Source organism: Bacillus sp. TH22 (assembly GCF_016651015.1).
Taxonomy (GTDB): Bacteria; Bacillota; Bacilli; order Bacillales; family Bacillaceae_G; genus Bacillus_A; species Bacillus_A mycoides.
In genome coordinates, this window is sequence record NZ_JAEKER010000001.1 from 1,468,050 (window position 1) to 1,486,526 (window position 18,477).

Genomic DNA, 18,477 nt, shown 5'->3' on the forward strand with positions numbered 1-18,477 from the left:
AGTTCCCCTTTAGCAGCTGCTTTTACTTACTATTGGCATTTCATTCTCATTTTCTATCACTTTTGTAAAAATTTATTAATTTTTATTTCTATGTATATGATAGCAAAAAAAATACATTTCTCCTCCAAAAAAGACAAACCCGCATTCCAGGTTTGCCTTTTTACTTATTTCTTATTTAATCCTTTTTCATTTAAAAACTCTTTCATATGCATTCTTTTCTCTTTGGACATAAATGAGCTCATTGATTCCGTCCATGTTACGTTTTTTTGATTTGACGATCTTTCTTTGTAATACGCACTCATCGTTTCATCATATTCGTTTAATAATTCATCATATTTCTTTTCATCGTATCCATTTTCATGAAGAATGGCTGCTACCGGTAATCGTGGCTTTACTCCATGCTCTTCATCTGGTACGCCGACCGTCATTCCGAATACCGGATATACTTTATCCGGTAAATGAAGCAATTCACTCACTTCTTTCGGGTTATTACGAATTCCGCCAATATAACAAATACCGTATCCTAAAGATTCAGCTGCAAGTGCTAAGTTTTGTGCAAATAATGAGGCATCTACTGTTGCTACAATAAAGTCCTCTACTCCCTCATGTTTAATCTCTGTTCCATGTTTTTCACATGCCATTTCAAGTCGCTTTAAGTCTGCACAACAAACAAAGAATGCTGCGCAGTCTTTCACGTGACGATTCCCGGATAACTCAGCTAGTTTACCCTTGAGTTCTTGATCTGTTACATATATAAGAGAATACGCCTGTACAAAATGTGAGGAAGCCGCATGTTGTGCAGCTTGCACCATTCTTTCTACTATCTCTTTTGAAATTGGTTCTTCTTTATATTTACGAACTGAAACGTGTTTCTCCATTTTATGTATCATCTCATTCATGAAAATCACTCCTTTTTTCTGTTCATAATGAAAAATTACCATATCTTTTTCATTATGAACAACTTATAAGCACAAAAACAGCAATTCTTTTCGAATTGCTCTTTTTTAATGTTTATTAATACGGTATATGAAATTATATCGACGTTTTGGCAAATAACGACGAATTTATGTGCTGTTATGCAATGCTTGTTAAGCTGCTTTCAACACTTTAATACCTTTTACGATATTCCAAATGAAGTAATAAATCCCTACAAGAATGAACACTGCATATGTGATCATCATTCCAATTCCAGCACCATCAGATTGATTGAAGCTTAAACCGTATACGCCCGACACTGCTAACCCTCCAAATAAAATTGCATATGGAAAAACATGTGACCAAAATGCTTTTTTCGCATGATATTTCACTTCATCTTCCGCAACGAAGTACACGATAATTGGTAGTAAAAATGGTGCAAAAAAGATACTAAAGTAACATAGCGAAGATAAAATATTATTTCCTTTCAACCGAATCACCTCTAAAGTTTTTTGTTACCTTCATTATGTCAGGAAACCTTTCCACAAACTATCGCTTTACCTTTCATGAACATGACATTTTTGTAAGATTTCCCTCGAAATAAATCCCGCCTCAAATTTTGGGCGGGATTACTTTAACTATATTCGATTCATAAACCAATATTGCGTAATCGCTAAATATTCTCGTACATTCGATGGAATGATAATTGGCTTCGGTGTTTTGGCCGGAAGCCCTTCTAATTGCAAACCTTGTTTTGCAGCTATTTTTTTCGCTCTAAACATATGGAAATCGTTTGTTACAATCATACCTTTTTTCATATTGGCCGGAATTAACGGTTTTGAGAATTTAATATTTTCATCTGTGCTCGTCGACTTATCTTCCATTATAATGCGGTCTTCTGCAATATTTTGTTTCATTAATCCTTGTTTCATCGCTAATGCTTCTGTAATATCTTCACCTTTTCCTTGGCCTCCAGATACAATAGCAATTGTTTTATCATGTGATTTTAAATACTCAGCTGCTTTATCAATACGATATTGCAATGAATAAGAAGGTTGTGTTCCATTTACTTTCGATCCTAGTACAATTATATAATCCGCATCATCAATTGCATTCATATGCCCATGCTTATAAATGTTATATTGTAAAAACCCCGCATATACGGTGCAAATCATTATAACAACTAAAATATACTTGATTGTTTTCTTCTTTCTCATATCCATATACCCCTATTCCCTTTACTTCCTTCATCATAATATCCATTTATTCGTTTGTATACAGACAAATTCCAATTAAGCCTAATTTATCCTCCAAAAGGTAATATTTCTATTAATTTCGGGAATAGTAAGTACAACTTCGCACGAAGGAGTGTCCCTATTGCTTCTCTTTTTATGTAACGTATCATTCTTTTTTATCTTATTTTTACTATCACTTAAGCTACTTGGTAAATCTGCATTAGCACAACTAACTCCTCATGATTTTGGGGCTATTATCTTTTTATCTTATTTAGCTTTTCAAGCCATACCAGTCGCTGGTGCTTTACAAGCATTTCTCGGTATGGTCGTTATTACATGTTTGCATTTGCTTCTTACAAAATTAAGCCTACTCAACAAACTAAATCGTTTTATTCTCGGACACCCCATTATTTTAATTAAACATGGTGATATTATTTTTGAGAACTTACAAAAAAGTAGATATCCGATCCCTGAATTGCTTTCTAACCTTCGCGTCGCAGGATATCCAAGTGTTCATGAAATTGAGTATGCGATATTAGAAGCGAATGGAGCTATTAGTATTTTACCAAAAAGAGAACTTGTGCCTCTGACTCCAAAAGATTTGAATATAAATGTTAAGTATGCAGGCTTACCAATTGCTCTTATCGTTGATTCACAAATTCAATACGATAACTTAAAATTAATCCATAAAAATGAAAAGTGGTTACATGCAGAGTTAATGGAGAAAGGCGTTACAAATATTAAAAATGTGGCTTTCGCTTCTGTGCAGGAGACAGATGGATCTTTTGCGATTAGTTTAAAAGAATGAAAAAAAATCCCCTTACTTGTTCAAGGGGATTTTCTTCACTATATTGCTTTTTTCTCTCTCGCCATGTTTAACGGAACAGGATGTTTCATACGATTCATCGTAAATACGATAATTGCTGTCAATACTTCCGCTACTGGCATAACGAGCCAAATTCCGTTTATACCAAATACTTTTGGCATAATCCATAACAATGGGATAACAAATAGTAAACCTCGGCTCATTATTATAAGTACTGATTTTTTCGTTTGTCGCACTGATTGGAAATACTCTCCATACACAATGTTATAGCCTAAAAATACATATTGAATAAAGAATAAACTAATACCTGTTAACGTTAACTCCAATAGTTCTGGCGATTGAACATTAAATAAACCTATAATATATTTCCCGAAGAATAAACCGACAACAATCGCAATGCCTCCGAGTACAAGCGCAATTTTCACAGCAAACTGTAATCCTTCACGCAATCTTTCTGATAAGTTTGCACCGTAATGGAAACTAGCGATTGGTTGTAATGCTGCACCAACACCGAAGAATAATAGTAATGTCATTGCATGAATACTATTCACCATCGCATAGGAAGCGACTCCTATTTCTCCTGCATATTGAACGAATGCAATGTTAAAACCGATCGTTACGATTGCAACTGTACTTTCTGCTGTAAAGCTTGGGAAACCGATCACCATAATTTGTTTAACCGTATCCCATTCAAAGTGGAATTTCGTCCATTTTAAAATACTACTTTTTCTAAAGAAGTGAGTTAATAATACAAGGAAACCAATTGCCGCCGAAAGAATAGTAGCTGAAGCAGCACCAGTTACACCCCATCCAAAGATGAAAATAAAAATATAGTCGAACACTATATTTAATACAGCCGTTACAACAAGACCTGCCATTGCTAAATTAGGATTTCCGTCATTTCGTATAAATGTACTTAAAATATTTTCTAAAACGTATATCATTCCAAATGTTAATAACACCTGTAAATAGTCTAATGCGTATGGTAAAATCACTTCATTCGCACCAAATAAATATGCTAAATCTTCTATTCTCCATAAGCAAATAGCCGCTAAAACGCCAACGATAACAACTGCTACTGTCATAGATTGAGTAAAGATAGACCTTGCTCTTTCCAGTTTATTTTCACCTAGTGCAATGGAATATAGCGTTGCTCCGCCCATTCCAATCCATAATGAAATAGAGAAGAAAATTGAAAATACTGGAATAGCTACGTTTACTCCGGCTAAACCGTTCGCTCCAACTCCTCTACTAATCATGACTGCATCAATCACAATATTAACCGACATTAATACCATCCCAAGAACAGCTGGTATTAAATACGTAATAAATAAACTTTTAATTGGTTTTTCTCTTAATTTTTCTGTTGTTTCCATCATATAAATGCTCCTTTTTCAATCCTCTGTTCACAGTTTAAACCTTCAAGTTACTTGAAGGTCAATAGAGAATCGAAAAATATATAAGCCTATTTTTTAACAACAGGTATTTGAATTTCCGTTACTTGCTCCTTCGGATTTTCTGTTACGGACCAATCAATTAATGCAAGTTCCAGTGCATCTCCGCACACTTCATATCCTTCGTTATCAATGTGCTTTAATAATTCCGTATACGTTGCGTCTGTTTCTTCATATGGTCCATGGTGATAAGAACAGGCAAATATCCCTTCTTTTATTTCATCTGAAGTATGCGCTTCAAAAGGCATGTAATCCAATAAAATAAACACACTGTTATATGCTTGAAACTCATTTTGCATTAATGCTTTTTTTGAAACTGTTACACCGATATCACCTGAAAATAAACTATTATCAATTTGCTTCATATTTTTTTGCAACGAATGGATATAATATTCAAACATATCATCCGTTGTATTTGGTGCAACTGCAATTGCTGTAATTTTTCGTTTCGGTATCTTTTTATAAATAATTTGATTTGCTTCAGATTTCGTCGCTTTCTTCATTAAATGGATTTTATGTTCCATTTTTGCCAAAGCATACTCGATTTCTCTTTGTTTTTTCAGCATCATTTCTTGTTGTTTTTCAAGTAAATTCAGCGCATAAGATGGATTTCGTTCATCAATATATTTCTTTATTTCCTTTAACGGGATGTTCAATTGGCGTAAAAATTTAATCGTATCTAATAGTGAAAACTGATCAATTGTGTAATAACGATAATTGGTTTGAGGGTCAACAATTGACGGATGAAAAATCCCTTTTTCATCATAATAACGTAATGTAGATTCCGCTACATTATGCATTTTCGCCATTTCCCCAATTGTAAAACGTTGATTTAATAACATTTTTCTTTCTCCATTCATTATATGTAAACTTTATTACTTCCTATTATATATCTATATCCCCCGTTTCTAAAACGAATCCTCTCATGAAAATCTGCTATTTTTTCATTGATTTTTAATAAATTTTATTATATATTAATTACAGGTTCAAATTACAAGTTCAAAAGAACTTGTAATCAGACCCTTTGTTTAATGGATCTTTACATATTATCATTAGGCAAATTCCGAGAAATCGTATGATAAAAATAAAAAATGATGAGGAGAGGATCAAATGGAATTCGAATTTTTTTTTCAGATTGCACTTATTTTATTAAGTACAAAGCTCGCTGGTGACCTTAGTGTTAGATTAGGTCAACCTTCTGTACTCGGTAAATTAATTGTTGGTATCGTTATCGGTCCAGCTATATTCGGATGGATTGAAAATTCAGAGCTTCTAACACAATTAAGTAATGTCGGAGTTATTCTTTTAATGTTTATGGCGGGACTTGAAACAGACTTAGAAGAATTAAACGCAAATCGTAATTCTTCTTTAGCTGTTGCACTTGGAGGTATCGTTCTTCCATTCGTAGGTGGTTACGTTGCTGGTCTTGTTGTCGGTATGGAACAAGGGAATGCTGTCTTTTTAGGATTACTTCTATGTGCAACAAGTGTTAGTATTTCCGTTCAAACACTTCGTGATTTAGGTAAAATGAAAACACGTGAAAGTACGACGATGCTTGGAGCCGCTGTATTTGATGACATTCTTGTTGTTATTTTATTAGCATTTGCAATGAGCTTCTTAGGCACAGATGACGTTAACTTAACAATGATTATCTTGAAGAAAGTAGTATTCTTTGCTTCTATCATTTTAATCGGATGGAAAGGTGTTCCAGCAATCATGCGTTGGTTATCACCGCTTCGCGTATCTGAGTCTATCGTTAGTGCTGCGCTTATCATCTGTTTCTCATTCGCATACTTCGGCGAACTATTAGGAATTGCTGGTATTATCGGTGCTTTCGCAGCTGGTATCGCTATTTCTCAAACGAACTACAAACATGAAGTAGAAAAGAAAGTAGAACCAATTGCTTACGCTATGTTCGTTCCAGTATTCTTTGTTAGTATCGGTATGAATATTACATTTGACGGTATTGGCGATCAAATTTGGTTCATCTTAGCATTAACAGTTATCGCTGTATTCACAAAACTAATTGGTTGTGGATTCGGTGCACGAATGACTGGATTTGATGCAAAGTCTTCTGCAATTATCGGTGCTGGTATGGTTTCTCGTGGTGAAGTTGCACTTATCATCGCAGGAACAGGACTTTCTTCTGGCCTATTAGCACAAGATTACTTTACAGCAATCGTTATCGTAGTTATTTTAACAACGATGATTACACCACCAATGTTAAAATACACTTTTGGTGCAAAAGATAAAGCAATGAAAGCAAGCAAATAAGTTTACTATAATAAAAGGAGATTGCTATCTTAAAAGATAGCAATCTCCTTTTTCATTTTATCTTTAAACAATTCCATTCATTTTTAACCAGTTTTCAAACATAGTTCGTGCTTCTTCATCATCGATATCATTACTAAATGAATACACCTTAATGCCATAATCATCTATATATTCACCTAGCTTCATTTCCTCCACTTTTTTGTAAAAATCATCTACCTCATAGTGTGGAATATAGGCATCCCAAATTGGTTCATTTATTCTTTTATACGCTGTCACTTCTAAATCATATCCATCTTCATAATATCCGATGTGATAATGTTTACTAGGGTCATATTTCTCCATTAATATCCCTTCCTTTAAAAAGCTATCCTATTTCACGTAATAAACAAAAGCGAGCTGTATATTACAGCTCGCTCAATTAATTAAATACGCTCCATCGCCGTCTTCAACGTACCAACAACGAAAGCAATTTCTTCACTTGATATAACGAGCGGCGGTGCCAATGTTAAGACATTATTATATCCTGCTGTTGTCATACCGTTACGCCCAATAATGAGCCCTTTTTCTTTACAAGCATTTACAACACTTGCAATTTTGTCATTATCAATTGGTTCTTTCGTCGCTTTATCATTTACTAGTTCGATTCCAACTAATAGCCCTTTCCCTCTAATATTACCAACAAGTGGATGTGCCCCAATTTCTTCTTTTAATTGATTTAATAAAAGTGAACCCATTTGTGCAGAGCGCTCAATTAAATTTTCATTTTCCATAATCTCTAAGTTTTTAAGCGCTAATGCACAAGCCGCTGGATTTCCACCAAATGTATTAATATGGCGGAAGAATTCATATTCTCCTGTTCCTTTAAATGCCTCATAAATTTCTTTTTTTACAGCTGTTGCTGATAATGGTAAATATGCGCTCGTAATACCTTTTGCCATCGTAACGATATCAGGCTTAACGTCATAGTTCATAAACCCAAATGCTTTTCCTGTACGCCCGAAACCACAAATAACTTCATCACTTATAAGTAGTGCTCCGTGTTTTTGACATGTTTCGTGAATTGCTTTCATATAGTCTTGTGGTGGCATTAAAATACCTCCGCCTGTAATAATTGGCTCCATAATAAATGCTGCTATCGTTTCACTTAATTCCCATGTCATAACACGATCTACTTCTTTCACACACTCTACATCATAAATATTTTGCGATTCCACTTCTGGCATGCGGTAACAATCTGGAGGCGTTACGTGTAAAAAACCTGAAGCAAATGGCTCATATTGGTATCTACGTTGTGCTTGGCCAGTTGCCGCCATCGTTGCCATTGTGTTTCCGTGATAACCACGATAACGCGACATAAATTTGTAACGATGCGGTTCACCTTTTTGAGCATAATATTGTCTTGCTATTTTAAAAGCGGTTTCATTCGCTTCTGATCCACTATTAGAGAAGAAAATAACATACTCTCCACCAAGCCACTCGTTTAACTTTTCAGCGAGCTTAATTGCTGGTTCATGTGATTGTGACATCGGAAAATATGATAATGTTTGCAATTGCTTATAAGCTGCCTCTGCAAGCTCTTTTCTTCCATATCCGCTATTTACACACCAAAGACCACTCATACCATCTAAGTATCTTTTTCCTTGTATATCTTCAACCCAGCACCCTTCTGCTTTTGCCCCTACCATTGTACTACTTGGACTAAAGGGACGCATTCCGTGCCACACATATTGCTCATCTTTTGCTAATAATTCATCGGTTTGTTTTGTCTTCATCATTTCTTCCACCTTCCATAACAACTTATTTTTCACAAAGCTGCGCTGGTGCCATGATGAGTTAAATTTCTCCCTGCCTATTTTCATTCCACAAACACAAGACAAATCCTACCAAAATTAAAGTAATATTTATAAGAAAATGTCAAAAGAAAGAGGAGCTTTTCTTATATTTCGAAAAGCTCCTCTTTTTTAATGCGAAGATGCATCACTAATACCATGACCAGTATTAGATTTCACAAGAATTTCATCAAATTTCGCTGCATCTTCTTTCTTACTAGAGAAAACAGTTCCTAAATATGCTGCAAGAAACCCGAGTGGGATCGAAATAATTCCAGGTGTCGTATATGGGAATATCGCTTCTCCAACAAAAATAGCTTTTCCAGCTACTGGGTTCCAAACATTTGGACTTAACGCTACAAGAACAATCGCTGATACAAGACCAACAATCATACCAGAAATTGCTCCTGTTGTATTAAAACGCTTCCAATAGATTGTAAATAATATAACCGGTAAATTTGCACTCGCTGCAACCGCAAATGCTAGTGATACTAAAAATGCTACGTTTAATGTTTGAGCAAATAAAGCAAGTATAATAGATACTATCGCTACTCCAATAGACGCATAACGAGCCATTGACACTTGCTCTTTTTCCGTTGATTTTCCTTTACGGATAATCTCATTATAAAAATCATGCGCGAATGCTGATGCTGCTGTTAACACAAGTCCTGCTACTACAGCTAAAATAGTTGCAAAAGCAATTGCTGATACGAAAGCAAATAAGAAATCTCCGCCTAATGCTTTTGCTAATAAAGGTGCTGCCATATTACCAGCAGGGTTTGCTTTAATAATCGCCTCATTTCCTACAAACGCTGCTGCCCCAAACCCTAAGAAAATTGTCATAATATAAAACGCGCCAATTAACCACGTCGCATATACAACAGATTGACGTGCAGTTTTTGCATCACGTACTGTAAAAAAGCGGACAAGAATATGTGGTAATCCCGCTGTACCAAGGACTAGTCCTAAATTTAAAGAAAGTGTATCAAGACCATCCTTATACTTTACTCCTGGATTTAAAAACGAATCTTTTAATGGAGTAGCTGTTTTCATGTGAGCGAACATTTCAGTCACACTGAAATTAAATTTGGAGAAAACGATAACAGAAATAATAAATGTCCCTGCCATAAGTAGTACAGCCTTTACAATTTGAACCCAGCTCGTAGCTGTCATTCCTCCAAAAATAACATACACAGTCATAAGTGTACCTACGATTAATACAGATGTTGTATATTCAATACCTAATAATAGTTTAATAAGTGCACCCGCACCAACTAATTGTGCAATCATATAAAAAATTGAAATCGTCATCGTATTAAGCGCTGCTATACCACGAACTTTTTTCGCATCAAAACGTGCCGCAATCATATCCGCTAACGTGTACTTCCCTAAATTTCTAAGCGGTTCTGCGACAAGATATAGAACAACTAAATAAGCAACTAAAAAGCCGATACTATAAAAGAAACCATCAAACCCAGTTAACGCTATCGCTCCGGCTATACCAAGAAATGACGCAGCAGACATGTAATCCCCAGCAATAGCCAGACCATTTTGCCAGCCAGTTAATCCCCCTCCAGCCGTATAAAATTCACTCGCATTTTTCGTTTTTTTTGATGCAAAATAGGTTATAACGAGCGTACCAAGGACAATAATTAAAAATAGTGCAAACGCAGTAGTATTCAAATTCAGCCCCTCCCTTTTTGCATATCTTGCAGAATTTTTCGCGAAATTTCATCAAAGGATTCGGCTTTCTTGCTGTAAATCATACATAATGACCATGTCATAATAAATTGCGCAAAAGCAAATACCCATGCCCATGTCACATCACCAAACGCCGGTGTATTAAGCACCTTTGAATACGATGTTAAAATAGGTAGTGCTATAAAAAAACTTAAAAAGAAAATACTCATTGGAATGATAAACTTCTTTTTCGTATTTAATAACAATTGAAACTCTTCAGACTGAACAACTTCTGTATAATTCACCTCATTTTTTAACTTACGTGCTGACGTATCATCTCGTTTCATTCTCTGGTCCCCTCTCTTAACTTAAAATACAATTCCCCTTGCATACACAAAGACTAAATTTTATAAATATTCAGAAACTTATTTTCATTTTAGACAATCCGTACATTCCTGCAAAGATTTTTCGATAGACATTTTTCGTCATTTTCTCCTAAATTTCCAATATACTTTTTTAACATAAAATTTGATTGATTCGATTAAACTTTTATTCCCATTAAAATAGAAGAAAGAAGTAGTGCTTATCGCACTACTTCTTTCTTTGTCTCCTTTTCTAAATTACGAGCTGTTTCACTTAATTCAACGTCTTTTCCATCTTTAAGTGTTCTAAATATAAAATCGAATACTGGATTTGAAACTCCGAACCAAAACTTTTCATTTTTATAATGGTGTAATATGTGCTGTTTTTTTAGCCATCTTCCAAACTTAGTGAAGGGACGAATCGGTTTATGTGCAATATAATGTTTCCATTCATAAACGAGGAGCATGATAATCATTCCGATTCCGAATGAAAGTGTAACAGTAACACTTTTTGTAATACCATACGTTATAAGTAAATATATAGTAAAGCTAGGTATACTAAACCATACAGGCAAAAATAAAAGTTTTAAATCATCTGGATATACGTGATGATCATAATGTAATCTTCTTAACATTTTTAATAAAAATACGTTTTTAGGCGGCTTTAAATGGAATAAAAAACGGTGTGTCATATATTCGTTAAACGTATAAAAAACAATCCCAAACATACACGCTAACATACTAATCCATGTGAAAAATTGCATTTTTAAAATAATAATAAAAATTAATAGAACACTATGCATAATAACAATATCATGTTGTAAAAAAAACTCTTTCACCACTCTCTTCATCTTACTTCCCCCTTTTCCACAAAAACAGCCGCAACATATCGTTACGACCATTTTTTTCTATTTCATTCTTATTCTATTCACTTTACAAATTTGCCTGCTGTTCTATTGTCGAGAAAAAAGTGTTCGGACCAAATATATTTTGCTTCGGAATAATGTGTTCTACTGCAAACACTGTTACTTCTCCTCTTTGTACTTCTCCAATAATGAGACCAAATACTTCATGATTTACCGCAAACGTTGGTTGTTTCGTTTGCAGTAACCTTGCTGCATTTTTAAATACCGCTTCATATAGTGGATTCCTATCAGTAATTTCTTTTCGGATTTTTGGTGCTAAAGTGATGATAATTTCTTTTCCGTCAATAGTGGTTCGATACATAAAAATCTCCCCTTCAATCTTATATGAACAACTGTAAAGCTTTGTATGCAAAATGGATAGAATATCCTACTAAAATAATACCTGCTCCGGCTGTAATATAGCCAAGTGCTTTTTTCTTTAATAAAGTTCTTCCAAAATGTACAGAAAAAGCAATATTTAAATTCCACAAAATAATACCAACAATAATACAAAGACTGTACAAAAAAGCTTCTTGTTTCGTTACCTTTGTAAGCAACGAGCTAAGTGTACTTCCATATATACCAAACCAAAAAACGAGATTTAATGGATTGGATATCGCAATTAGAAATCCTGCCATAAAAGATTGTTTAAGTCCACCTATCTCTTCTTGTTTATATTCCATATTAGAGTGAGAAATTCCTTGTTTTACACTTTGAAACCCTAAATAAAATAACAAGAAAAAACCAGCGCAATACATAAAAGCTTGTACATATGTATACATAAACACAGAAGATAAACCAAAATAAATAAGCAGCATAAACAAAATATCAGCAGTCATTCCTCCGATTCCAACAATCCACGCATGCCAAAATCCACGTTCAATTCCTCGTTTTAACATTTCAATATTAATCGGACCTACAGGTGCAGCTAATGAAATACCTAATACTATTTGTTGTATAATTGCTCCAAACATCACTCTATCCTTTCTACTTCTTTTACTATTAAGTAATGATGCAAATAAAGAAAATAGACTAGCTTTCATAAAAATTATTCACTAATACAATACCCTTTTTTATCCAAAATATGCAAAAGAGCCATCCAGTTGATGGCTCTTATTTCTCTACCCTATGATGAAAAGGACATTTACCTTTAATCGGCTCAATATCATCCCCTATGAAATATTGTTTCCATTCACGATGATTAGGATCGCCGTAGTGACTAATGTTAGGGTGCTTCGGCAACTGATCCCACTTTTCAACTCGTTCACGGACCATTTGTCTTGAATACGACCCTTTAGGACGATCTCCTTCTAATCCATCGAAAATAGTTCTTGGCTGGAATCCAATAACGAGAGAATTTCCTAAATGCCTAGTCTTTCGCTGTTTATAAGCTGGCGCATTCCCAAATGCAAATATTGGTTCACCACCAAATGAAAATTCCCATAAATGATGGTCTGGATTTTTCGGGATTTGCTTTGGCCATAATTGATTATCTTGTTCATGCAAATATTGTAGTACTTTCCAAAAATAATCTCGATAATATTCGATTGATTTTTCTTCACATTCCGGTTCCACAAAAAGAAAAAATCCTCTTCTTACAATCGGCCGCTCTTTCATTAGCTCCAAAAAAGTTAACATTGTATTGGGCAAATGACTCCAATCATTATGAGAGAGAAATGAATAACGAAGTTCATTCTTCTTCAAAGCTGTTAAACCGAAATAACACGGGAAGGTTGGTTCTAACACGACACTCGAAAAATCATGAAATTCTTTTGCAACCCAATTCGGTATGTCGACTCTATTTTTCATCCCTTCATTATCTAATAAATAAGACTCATCCATTCTTTCACCTCATTATGTACAGCATTCACTTAAGAATATTACATACTCGGCTTGTCCTATACCTTTTTAAAAATTCGAGAAAAAATTAATTCAAAATACAAAATTTTAAAAACGCTTACTTGACTAAATTCTACCAATTCATGTATATTTAAATTAATCATTTAGCAGAATATTCGATAATATAGCATTTTTTATTTTTATTATTTTTTAATGAATTTCACTAAATGAAAAAAGGAATCGTTTTTAGGAGGAATTGTGACATGCAAGGAAAAGTAAAATGGTTTAACAATGAAAAAGGTTTTGGATTTATCGAAATGGAAGGCTCTGAAGATGTATTCGTACATTTCTCTGCTATTCAAAGCGACGGCTACAAAGCTTTAGAGGAAGGTCAAGAAGTATCTTTCGACATTACTGAAGGAAACCGTGGACCTCAAGCTGCTAACGTAGCAAAACTTTAATCCCACATATGACAGGAGGTTACCTTACTTGGTAACCTCCTTTGTTATTCCTTTGTATATTTCCGTTTTCCAGAGCAAAAACTATGTGAAATGCGCAAAATACAAAGGAGGCAATAACAATGGGGTCACATGTAAATGATTTTGAAGAAGTAAAATTCCGTGTAGAAACTGCACAAAAAATGGTAGGTTCTGCAACAATTTCAATGGATCCAGACACATTAGAGCATGCCACTACTGCAGTAGAATCGGCTCGTTCTCAGCTTGAAATCATGAAATCCGTTGCAACGGATTTAGATGAGCCATTTCTAATGAATGAAGAAAAAAAATTAAGTAAATGCGAGCATCAATTACATGAAGCGAAGCACTAAAAAACATCCAGAGAAAATTCTCTGGATGTTTTTTTATGACAATTGCTCCCCATACTTTTTCAACTTCTCTCCAACCGTACATTGCCGTATACAAAAAGAATGAGCATAGTATTTACTATGATTTTTCCGATTATGTTCCTGCAGGAAACACCCTCCGCAATACGTTTCTAATAAGTCATTTACCTCTGTAATGAGTTGCTTCTTCTTCACGTGTGCACCTCTCTATTCGGTTATTTCTTTATGACTATCAATTGTCGTCCCTTCCAATGCTTGCGCCGCTAATTGATGTGCCTCTTTATTTTGTTTTCTAGATATCGGTTCACAAATAAGCTTTAATTTCATTTGCTTCGCTTTTTGTTCAATTTGATCTAAGTAATGATTTAAATGTTCATCATAGCAAGGCCATTCACCAGCTAATTGCTGCAGTACAACTTGAGAATCTCCACGAAGTGTAACTGCTTCATATTTAATTCCTAATTCCTCGAGTGTATTCATCCCGTATAATAATGCTGCATACTCCGCTTCGTTATTATCATATATGCCTTCTATGTATGCATTGCGACGAATTCGGTAATTTGTATTTCCTTTTTTATAGTATACACATATACCAACCCCAGCTTCTTTCGTCTGTACATCATAACCACCATCAAAATAAACTTGAATTTCTTGCGGATCTTCCTCCACTTGCTTACTCAGCTTTTTCATTTCCTTTAATGACCATTCTGCATCCATTTCATCATAAAATGATAGTTCTTTCACTCTTCCTGTTTTCTCAAAATCCTCTGCAAATTGCAGTACATCTTCTATGTTCATATAATCTGTCGTTAATTCCGTCTGCAAACCGCGCTTCGTTTTATACAACCAATGAATTTTATATTTCATACTAGATTCCCCTTTTATAAGACTTCTTATATGTAGCCAGCTAATGAAAGCCTCACTTTATTTTATTATATTGTATCAAGAGTCACAGCATTATATTCAATGTGATTACATACAAAAAGAGCTATCCCTATAGGAATAGCTCTTTCATCTATTGCATAAATCTTTCAAATTGCACTCGCTTATTAATCCAGTACATTACAGGCATACCAATTGCCATTACAACAAATTCACCAACTGCACAAGTTAGCCATGTCAATAAAAATGGCAGATCAAACGCAAGATGAAGTTCAATTGCAATCATAAACATTGTGACTGTAAAAATAACTGTATTAAAAATCATACGAGCCCAAACACCTTTAATGAAGCGCATAGAAATAATAGTTGCAAGTAATGCAAGAATGGATTGCCCTACTCCAAATACTAAATCATAAGCGATCATAGGTGAGAAAAAGAGATTCGTTAAAAATACACCTAATACAATCCCGTAAATTGCTTTCTTATTGAATACAACGAGATGATTAAACATCTCTGAAATACGAAACTGTACACTGGTAAAGCCAAATGGCTGAATAAGCATAGAAACAGCAATATATAATGCCGCTAAAATACCATTACCGACTAATGTCCTTATATTCATGACAAAATCTCCTTAGTTTTTTTACGTGGGATGGTTTCGAACCACGTTATTCGTTTTTTAAGCAACAAGAATATATTCTACGTAATAGACACTCTCTCGTCAATAGATTCCTATCATTAACTACCTTTTTTCTTTTAGAAAACGTATAATAAAACATATGAAAGTTTTAGGAGGTTTCACTTCATGACAGCAACAATTCAAAATGAAAAAGTGATCGTTTCCATTTCTGACAAAGGTGCAGAATTACAAAGCGTTCGCTTAAAAGAAGATAACACTGAATACTTATGGCAAGGCGATTCTACTTATTGGGGGCGCCGCGCACCAATTTTATTCCCAATTGTCGGCCGATTAGTAGATAATACATACTACGTAGATGGTAAACCGTATTCTTTAACACAACACGGCTTTGCTCGTGATCTTACATTCTCTGTAAAAGAACAAAGTGAAACGAATATTACTTATATTGTTACTAGTAATGAAGAAACATTAAAAAAATACCCATACGAATTCGAATTACTCGTTTCTTATGAGCTAGATGGACAAATCGTTCATGTAACATATGAAGTAAATAACCCTACTTCAAAAGAGATGTTCTTCTCAATCGGAGCACATCCTGGTTTCAACTTCCCCTTATTAGAGGGCGAATCATTTACAGATTATCATTTATCATTTAATGGTTCTGAACGCTTAGAAACAAGCGTATTAGAAGGACCTTATCTTTCAAGTAAAAAGCAATTAATCGCTGAAAATACGAATGAATTACCACTTACATACGATTTATTCAAAAATGATGCACTTATTTTTGAAAATATGAATACGGATGAAATCTCTATTCGTTCTCATAAACATAATAAATTTGTAAAAATAGAATTTGACGGATTCCCATTTGTCGGTGTATGGACACCAGGCGAGAACGCACCTTTCTTATGTATTGAACCTTGGTACGGGATTGCTGATGAAGTAAATCCGGCAAAAGATTTCAAGGGAAAAAAAGGAATTCAATCTTTACAAACGAATGAAACATTTACATGTCGTTATAGTATTACAATCGGCTAAGTTACTCTATCCCCTACTTCAAAGAAACATATAAGTAGGGGATCATCTTATAATTTGGAGGTTTCTCATTTTGATTGAAGTATATATTGATGGTGCATCAAAAGGAAATCCTGGTCCTTCTGGTGCAGGAGTGTTTATTAAAGGGGTGCAACCAGCTGTACAATTATCATTGCCCCTTGGGACAATGTCCAATCATGAAGCAGAATACCACGCCTTACTTGCGGCATTAAAATATTGCACGGAGCATAATTATAACATTGTCTCTTTTCGTACAGATTCACAACTTGTCGAGCGAGCTGTTGAAAAAGAATACGCAAAAAATAAAATGTTTGCACCACTATTAGAGGAAGCATTGCAGTACATAAAAAGTTTCGATCTCTTTTTTATTAAGTGGATTCCAAGTAGTCAAAATAAAGTTGCTGATGAATTGGCTAGGAAAGCTATCTTACAAAATTAACGGGGGTATGAGTGTGAAAAAGGATTGGATTGCTCCTCTTGCTTTATTATTTGTCTCTTTTATTTGGGGAGCTACGTTTGTTGTCGTCCAAAATGCTATGTCTTTCGTTGGTCCATTTACTTTTAATGGGATTCGCTTTTTATTCGCTGGAATTATTTTATTATTCGTTCAAATGATTTTCTCAAAAAAAGCTTCAAAACAAGATATAAAACAGAGTAGTCTCGCTGGATTGATTGTTGGATTCTTTTTATGTGTTGGCTATTTATTACAAACATTCGGCTTACTTTATACAACTTCTTCAAAAGCTGGTTTCTTAACTGGACTTAGCATCGTGATGGTTCCAATCCTATCTTTTATCTTTTTAAAACAGCGGGCTACCATTTTCATCGTACTTGGCATTGCTGTAGCAACAGCAGGTTTATACTTATTAACGGCTGGTGATTCTTTTCAATTAAACATTGGAGATATACTCGTTCTCGGTTGTGCAGTTGCTTTTGCTGCCCATATTCTTGTTAACGGTTTCTTTTCTAAGAAAATATCACCTTTATTACTAAGCACCTCTCAAGTATTAGCTGTCGGTATATTTTCTTCTATTTGCGCTTTTTTGTTTGAAGATTGGGAAAAATTATTTTCAGTTTCACTATGGACGAATCAATCCTTTTTATTCGCTCTATTTCTAACTTCCCTATTTGCGACATCAATTGCCTTTTTCATTCAAACTTCTGCACAGAAACACACTTCTCCAACAAGAGTAGCAATTATTTTCGCAATGGAGCCCGTTTTTGCTGCATTAACAGGCGTTCTAGTTGCAAATGAACAGCTTTCTATTTCTGCTATTATTGGATGTCTATGTATTTTCCTAGGTATGGTTTTTGTTGAATTACCTTCCAAAACAAAAAAAGAAGCGCAGGCTGCGTGAAGTTACGCTTGTAACTTCCGCATAAAAGCCTTAGCGCTTTTTTTATCTGTAATTTCTTCTTCTTTCAATCGTTCTAATAACGCAACAAAATAACTGCCATCAAACTGTAATTGATGTTTAATCGTCGCTTCTATTGCTACGTTCACAATCCCATCAGATGCACCAGTATATCCTTGTCCGAACATAATAAATCCTTGTGCTTCCTCTGATAATTTAAATCCTTTCGTATGTAAGAATGAAAGATAATCTTCTACTGTTTGCATGATATTCCCACCTACTCAAAAATTCTCCACTTCTTATCATACATGTTTTTATACTCTATGAGAATGAAATTTATTTGACAACTTTGTAAATCTATCGTCTACTTCTTAGAAAAAA

The 18,477-nt window shown here is 34.5% G+C and carries 24 protein-coding genes and 1 riboswitch; of the genes, 7 read left to right on the forward strand and 17 right to left on the reverse strand.

Going from position 1 to position 18,477, the window contains the following annotated elements:
- Positions 1 to 164: 164 nt before the first annotated feature.
- The 3 genes from nfsA to JFU18_RS07370 form a co-directional block, all read right to left on the reverse strand.
- A complete protein-coding gene (gene nfsA, locus JFU18_RS07360; RefSeq protein ID WP_063217923.1) occupies positions 165 to 899 on the reverse strand; it encodes an oxygen-insensitive NADPH nitroreductase in 735 nt (244 codons plus the stop codon).
- Positions 900 to 1,088: 189 nt separating this feature from the next.
- On the reverse strand, positions 1,089 to 1,406 hold the full coding sequence (locus tag JFU18_RS07365; protein WP_002064599.1) for a magnetosome magnetite crystal formation protein family: 318 nt from the start codon (positions 1,404 to 1,406) through the stop codon (positions 1,089 to 1,091).
- A 147-nt stretch (positions 1,407 to 1,553) separates the two neighbouring features.
- Positions 1,554 to 2,090: a YdcF family protein gene (locus JFU18_RS07370; RefSeq protein ID WP_307838373.1), complete on the reverse strand. Its 537-nt coding sequence runs from the start codon at positions 2,088 to 2,090 to the stop codon at positions 1,554 to 1,556.
- A gap of 202 nt (positions 2,091 to 2,292) precedes the next feature.
- Here JFU18_RS07370 and JFU18_RS07375 point away from each other — a divergent pair, with 202 nt between their 5' ends.
- The gene (locus JFU18_RS07375) at positions 2,293 to 2,958 is read left to right on the forward strand and encodes a DUF421 domain-containing protein (protein ID WP_002126540.1); all 666 of its coding nucleotides are present in this window, start codon (positions 2,293 to 2,295) and stop codon (positions 2,956 to 2,958) included.
- A gap of 38 nt (positions 2,959 to 2,996) precedes the next feature.
- On the opposite strand, the gene JFU18_RS07380 is transcribed toward JFU18_RS07375, so the two are convergent.
- Both JFU18_RS07380 and JFU18_RS07385 read right to left on the reverse strand, forming a co-directional pair.
- The gene (locus JFU18_RS07380; protein WP_201050400.1) at positions 2,997 to 4,352 is read right to left on the reverse strand and encodes an MATE family efflux transporter; all 1,356 of its coding nucleotides are present in this window, start codon (positions 4,350 to 4,352) and stop codon (positions 2,997 to 2,999) included.
- 89 nt (positions 4,353 to 4,441) lie between these two features.
- Positions 4,442 to 5,272 carry a MerR family transcriptional regulator gene (locus JFU18_RS07385; RefSeq protein WP_201034949.1) on the reverse strand — a complete coding sequence of 277 codons (831 nt, stop codon included), beginning with the start codon at positions 5,270 to 5,272 and terminating at the stop codon, positions 4,442 to 4,444.
- A gap of 268 nt (positions 5,273 to 5,540) precedes the next feature.
- Between JFU18_RS07385 and JFU18_RS07390 the strand changes: the two genes are divergently transcribed.
- Positions 5,541 to 6,704, forward strand: coding sequence for a cation:proton antiporter (locus tag JFU18_RS07390; protein WP_002030896.1), 1,164 nt, complete (start codon positions 5,541 to 5,543; stop codon positions 6,702 to 6,704).
- A gap of 63 nt (positions 6,705 to 6,767) precedes the next feature.
- Here the strand turns inward: JFU18_RS07390 and JFU18_RS07395 are convergent, their stop codons facing one another.
- From JFU18_RS07395 to JFU18_RS07430, 8 genes are all read right to left on the reverse strand, one after another.
- Positions 6,768 to 7,046, reverse strand: coding sequence for a DUF3986 family protein (locus JFU18_RS07395; protein WP_002030895.1), 279 nt, complete (start codon positions 7,044 to 7,046; stop codon positions 6,768 to 6,770).
- A gap of 80 nt (positions 7,047 to 7,126) precedes the next feature.
- On the reverse strand, positions 7,127 to 8,476 hold the full coding sequence (locus JFU18_RS07400; RefSeq protein WP_201034948.1) for an aspartate aminotransferase family protein: 1,350 nt from the start codon (positions 8,474 to 8,476) through the stop codon (positions 7,127 to 7,129).
- A gap of 189 nt (positions 8,477 to 8,665) precedes the next feature.
- Positions 8,666 to 10,216 (reverse strand): solute symporter family protein, encoded by a 1,551-nt coding sequence (locus JFU18_RS07405; RefSeq protein ID WP_002011892.1) that lies wholly within the window; start codon positions 10,214 to 10,216, stop codon positions 8,666 to 8,668.
- 2 nt (positions 10,217 to 10,218) lie between these two features.
- Positions 10,219 to 10,560, reverse strand: a complete 342-nt coding sequence (locus JFU18_RS07410; protein ID WP_137076491.1) for a DUF485 domain-containing protein — start codon at positions 10,558 to 10,560, stop codon at positions 10,219 to 10,221.
- A gap of 236 nt (positions 10,561 to 10,796) precedes the next feature.
- Positions 10,797 to 11,426 (reverse strand): sterol desaturase family protein, encoded by a 630-nt coding sequence (locus JFU18_RS07415; RefSeq protein ID WP_201034947.1) that lies wholly within the window; start codon positions 11,424 to 11,426, stop codon positions 10,797 to 10,799.
- An 82-nt stretch (positions 11,427 to 11,508) separates the two neighbouring features.
- Positions 11,509 to 11,802 (reverse strand): hypothetical protein, encoded by a 294-nt coding sequence (locus JFU18_RS07420; protein WP_002011898.1) that lies wholly within the window; start codon positions 11,800 to 11,802, stop codon positions 11,509 to 11,511.
- Between the two features lie 19 nt (positions 11,803 to 11,821).
- Positions 11,822 to 12,454: a LysE family transporter gene (locus tag JFU18_RS07425; protein ID WP_002030886.1), complete on the reverse strand. Its 633-nt coding sequence runs from the start codon at positions 12,452 to 12,454 to the stop codon at positions 11,822 to 11,824.
- 139 nt (positions 12,455 to 12,593) lie between these two features.
- Positions 12,594 to 13,322, reverse strand: coding sequence for a YqcI/YcgG family protein (locus tag JFU18_RS07430; protein ID WP_002030884.1), 729 nt, complete (start codon positions 13,320 to 13,322; stop codon positions 12,594 to 12,596).
- 260 nt (positions 13,323 to 13,582) lie between these two features.
- Here JFU18_RS07430 and cspB point away from each other — a divergent pair, with 260 nt between their 5' ends.
- Positions 13,583 to 13,780 (forward strand): cold shock-like protein CspB, encoded by a 198-nt coding sequence (gene cspB / locus JFU18_RS07435; protein ID WP_002011904.1) that lies wholly within the window; start codon positions 13,583 to 13,585, stop codon positions 13,778 to 13,780.
- Positions 13,781 to 13,899: 119 nt separating this feature from the next.
- Positions 13,900 to 14,148: a DUF2564 family protein gene (locus tag JFU18_RS07440; protein ID WP_002011905.1), complete on the forward strand. Its 249-nt coding sequence runs from the start codon at positions 13,900 to 13,902 to the stop codon at positions 14,146 to 14,148.
- A gap of 33 nt (positions 14,149 to 14,181) precedes the next feature.
- On the opposite strand, the gene JFU18_RS07445 is transcribed toward JFU18_RS07440, so the two are convergent.
- The 3 genes from JFU18_RS07445 to JFU18_RS07455 all read right to left on the reverse strand — a co-directional run bounded on the left by JFU18_RS07445 (position 14,182) and on the right by JFU18_RS07455 (position 15,667).
- Positions 14,182 to 14,358, reverse strand: coding sequence for a zinc-finger domain-containing protein (locus JFU18_RS07445; RefSeq protein ID WP_002011906.1), 177 nt, complete (start codon positions 14,356 to 14,358; stop codon positions 14,182 to 14,184).
- A 12-nt stretch (positions 14,359 to 14,370) separates the two neighbouring features.
- Positions 14,371 to 15,030, reverse strand: coding sequence for a ribonuclease H family protein (locus JFU18_RS07450; protein ID WP_063217930.1), 660 nt, complete (start codon positions 15,028 to 15,030; stop codon positions 14,371 to 14,373).
- A gap of 148 nt (positions 15,031 to 15,178) precedes the next feature.
- Positions 15,179 to 15,667, reverse strand: coding sequence for a QueT transporter family protein (locus JFU18_RS07455; RefSeq protein WP_002011909.1), 489 nt, complete (start codon positions 15,665 to 15,667; stop codon positions 15,179 to 15,181).
- Between the two features lie 6 nt (positions 15,668 to 15,673).
- Positions 15,674 to 15,718, reverse strand: a riboswitch (PreQ1 riboswitch).
- A gap of 132 nt (positions 15,719 to 15,850) precedes the next feature.
- Between JFU18_RS07455 and JFU18_RS07460 the strand changes: the two genes are divergently transcribed.
- From JFU18_RS07460 to JFU18_RS07470, 3 genes are all read left to right on the forward strand, one after another.
- Positions 15,851 to 16,723 (forward strand): aldose 1-epimerase family protein, encoded by an 873-nt coding sequence (locus JFU18_RS07460; RefSeq protein ID WP_201034946.1) that lies wholly within the window; start codon positions 15,851 to 15,853, stop codon positions 16,721 to 16,723.
- Positions 16,724 to 16,793: 70 nt separating this feature from the next.
- The gene (locus JFU18_RS07465) at positions 16,794 to 17,180 is read left to right on the forward strand and encodes a reverse transcriptase-like protein (RefSeq protein ID WP_000573873.1); all 387 of its coding nucleotides are present in this window, start codon (positions 16,794 to 16,796) and stop codon (positions 17,178 to 17,180) included.
- A gap of 13 nt (positions 17,181 to 17,193) precedes the next feature.
- Positions 17,194 to 18,099 carry a DMT family transporter gene (locus JFU18_RS07470; protein ID WP_201032818.1) on the forward strand — a complete coding sequence of 302 codons (906 nt, stop codon included), beginning with the start codon at positions 17,194 to 17,196 and terminating at the stop codon, positions 18,097 to 18,099.
- Positions 18,100 to 18,101: 2 nt separating this feature from the next.
- Here the strand turns inward: JFU18_RS07470 and JFU18_RS07475 are convergent, their stop codons facing one another.
- A complete protein-coding gene (locus tag JFU18_RS07475; RefSeq protein WP_001195213.1) occupies positions 18,102 to 18,362 on the reverse strand; it encodes a DUF6123 family protein in 261 nt (86 codons plus the stop codon).
- Positions 18,363 to 18,477 lie beyond the last annotated feature (115 nt).

What these genes read in the sequence shown, in the direction of transcription:
- JFU18_RS07425 (WP_002030886.1), bottom strand. Translation starts at nt 12,454, where the DNA reads ATGTTTGGAGCAATTATACAACAAATAGTATTAGGTATTTCATTAGCT.
- JFU18_RS07380 (WP_201050400.1), bottom strand. Translation starts at nt 4,352, where the DNA reads ATGGAAACAACAGAAAAATTAAGAGAAAAACCAATTAAAAGTTTATTT.
- JFU18_RS07475 (WP_001195213.1), bottom strand. Translation starts at nt 18,362, where the DNA reads ATGCAAACAGTAGAAGATTATCTTTCATTCTTACATACGAAAGGATTT.
- JFU18_RS07460 (WP_201034946.1), top strand. Translation starts at nt 15,851, where the DNA reads ATGACAGCAACAATTCAAAATGAAAAAGTGATCGTTTCCATTTCTGAC.
- JFU18_RS07400 (WP_201034948.1), bottom strand. Translation starts at nt 8,476, where the DNA reads ATGAAGACAAAACAAACCGATGAATTATTAGCAAAAGATGAGCAATAT.
- JFU18_RS07420 (WP_002011898.1), bottom strand. Translation starts at nt 11,802, where the DNA reads ATGTATCGAACCACTATTGACGGAAAAGAAATTATCATCACTTTAGCA.
- JFU18_RS07440 (WP_002011905.1), top strand. Translation starts at nt 13,900, where the DNA reads ATGGGGTCACATGTAAATGATTTTGAAGAAGTAAAATTCCGTGTAGAA.
- JFU18_RS07410 (WP_137076491.1), bottom strand. Translation starts at nt 10,560, where the DNA reads ATGAAACGAGATGATACGTCAGCACGTAAGTTAAAAAATGAGGTGAAT.
- JFU18_RS07370 (WP_307838373.1), bottom strand. Translation starts at nt 2,090, where the DNA reads ATGATTTGCACCGTATATGCGGGGTTTTTACAATATAACATTTATAAG.
- JFU18_RS07430 (WP_002030884.1), bottom strand. Translation starts at nt 13,322, where the DNA reads ATGGATGAGTCTTATTTATTAGATAATGAAGGGATGAAAAATAGAGTC.
- JFU18_RS07385 (WP_201034949.1), bottom strand. Translation starts at nt 5,272, where the DNA reads ATGTTATTAAATCAACGTTTTACAATTGGGGAAATGGCGAAAATGCAT.
- JFU18_RS07390 (WP_002030896.1), top strand. Translation starts at nt 5,541, where the DNA reads ATGGAATTCGAATTTTTTTTTCAGATTGCACTTATTTTATTAAGTACA.
- JFU18_RS07455 (WP_002011909.1), bottom strand. Translation starts at nt 15,667, where the DNA reads ATGAATATAAGGACATTAGTCGGTAATGGTATTTTAGCGGCATTATAT.
- JFU18_RS07450 (WP_063217930.1), bottom strand. Translation starts at nt 15,030, where the DNA reads ATGAAATATAAAATTCATTGGTTGTATAAAACGAAGCGCGGTTTGCAG.
- cspB (WP_002011904.1), top strand. Translation starts at nt 13,583, where the DNA reads ATGCAAGGAAAAGTAAAATGGTTTAACAATGAAAAAGGTTTTGGATTT.
- JFU18_RS07415 (WP_201034947.1), bottom strand. Translation starts at nt 11,426, where the DNA reads ATGAAGAGAGTGGTGAAAGAGTTTTTTTTACAACATGATATTGTTATT.
- nfsA (WP_063217923.1), bottom strand. Translation starts at nt 899, where the DNA reads ATGAATGAGATGATACATAAAATGGAGAAACACGTTTCAGTTCGTAAA.
- JFU18_RS07395 (WP_002030895.1), bottom strand. Translation starts at nt 7,046, where the DNA reads ATGGAGAAATATGACCCTAGTAAACATTATCACATCGGATATTATGAA.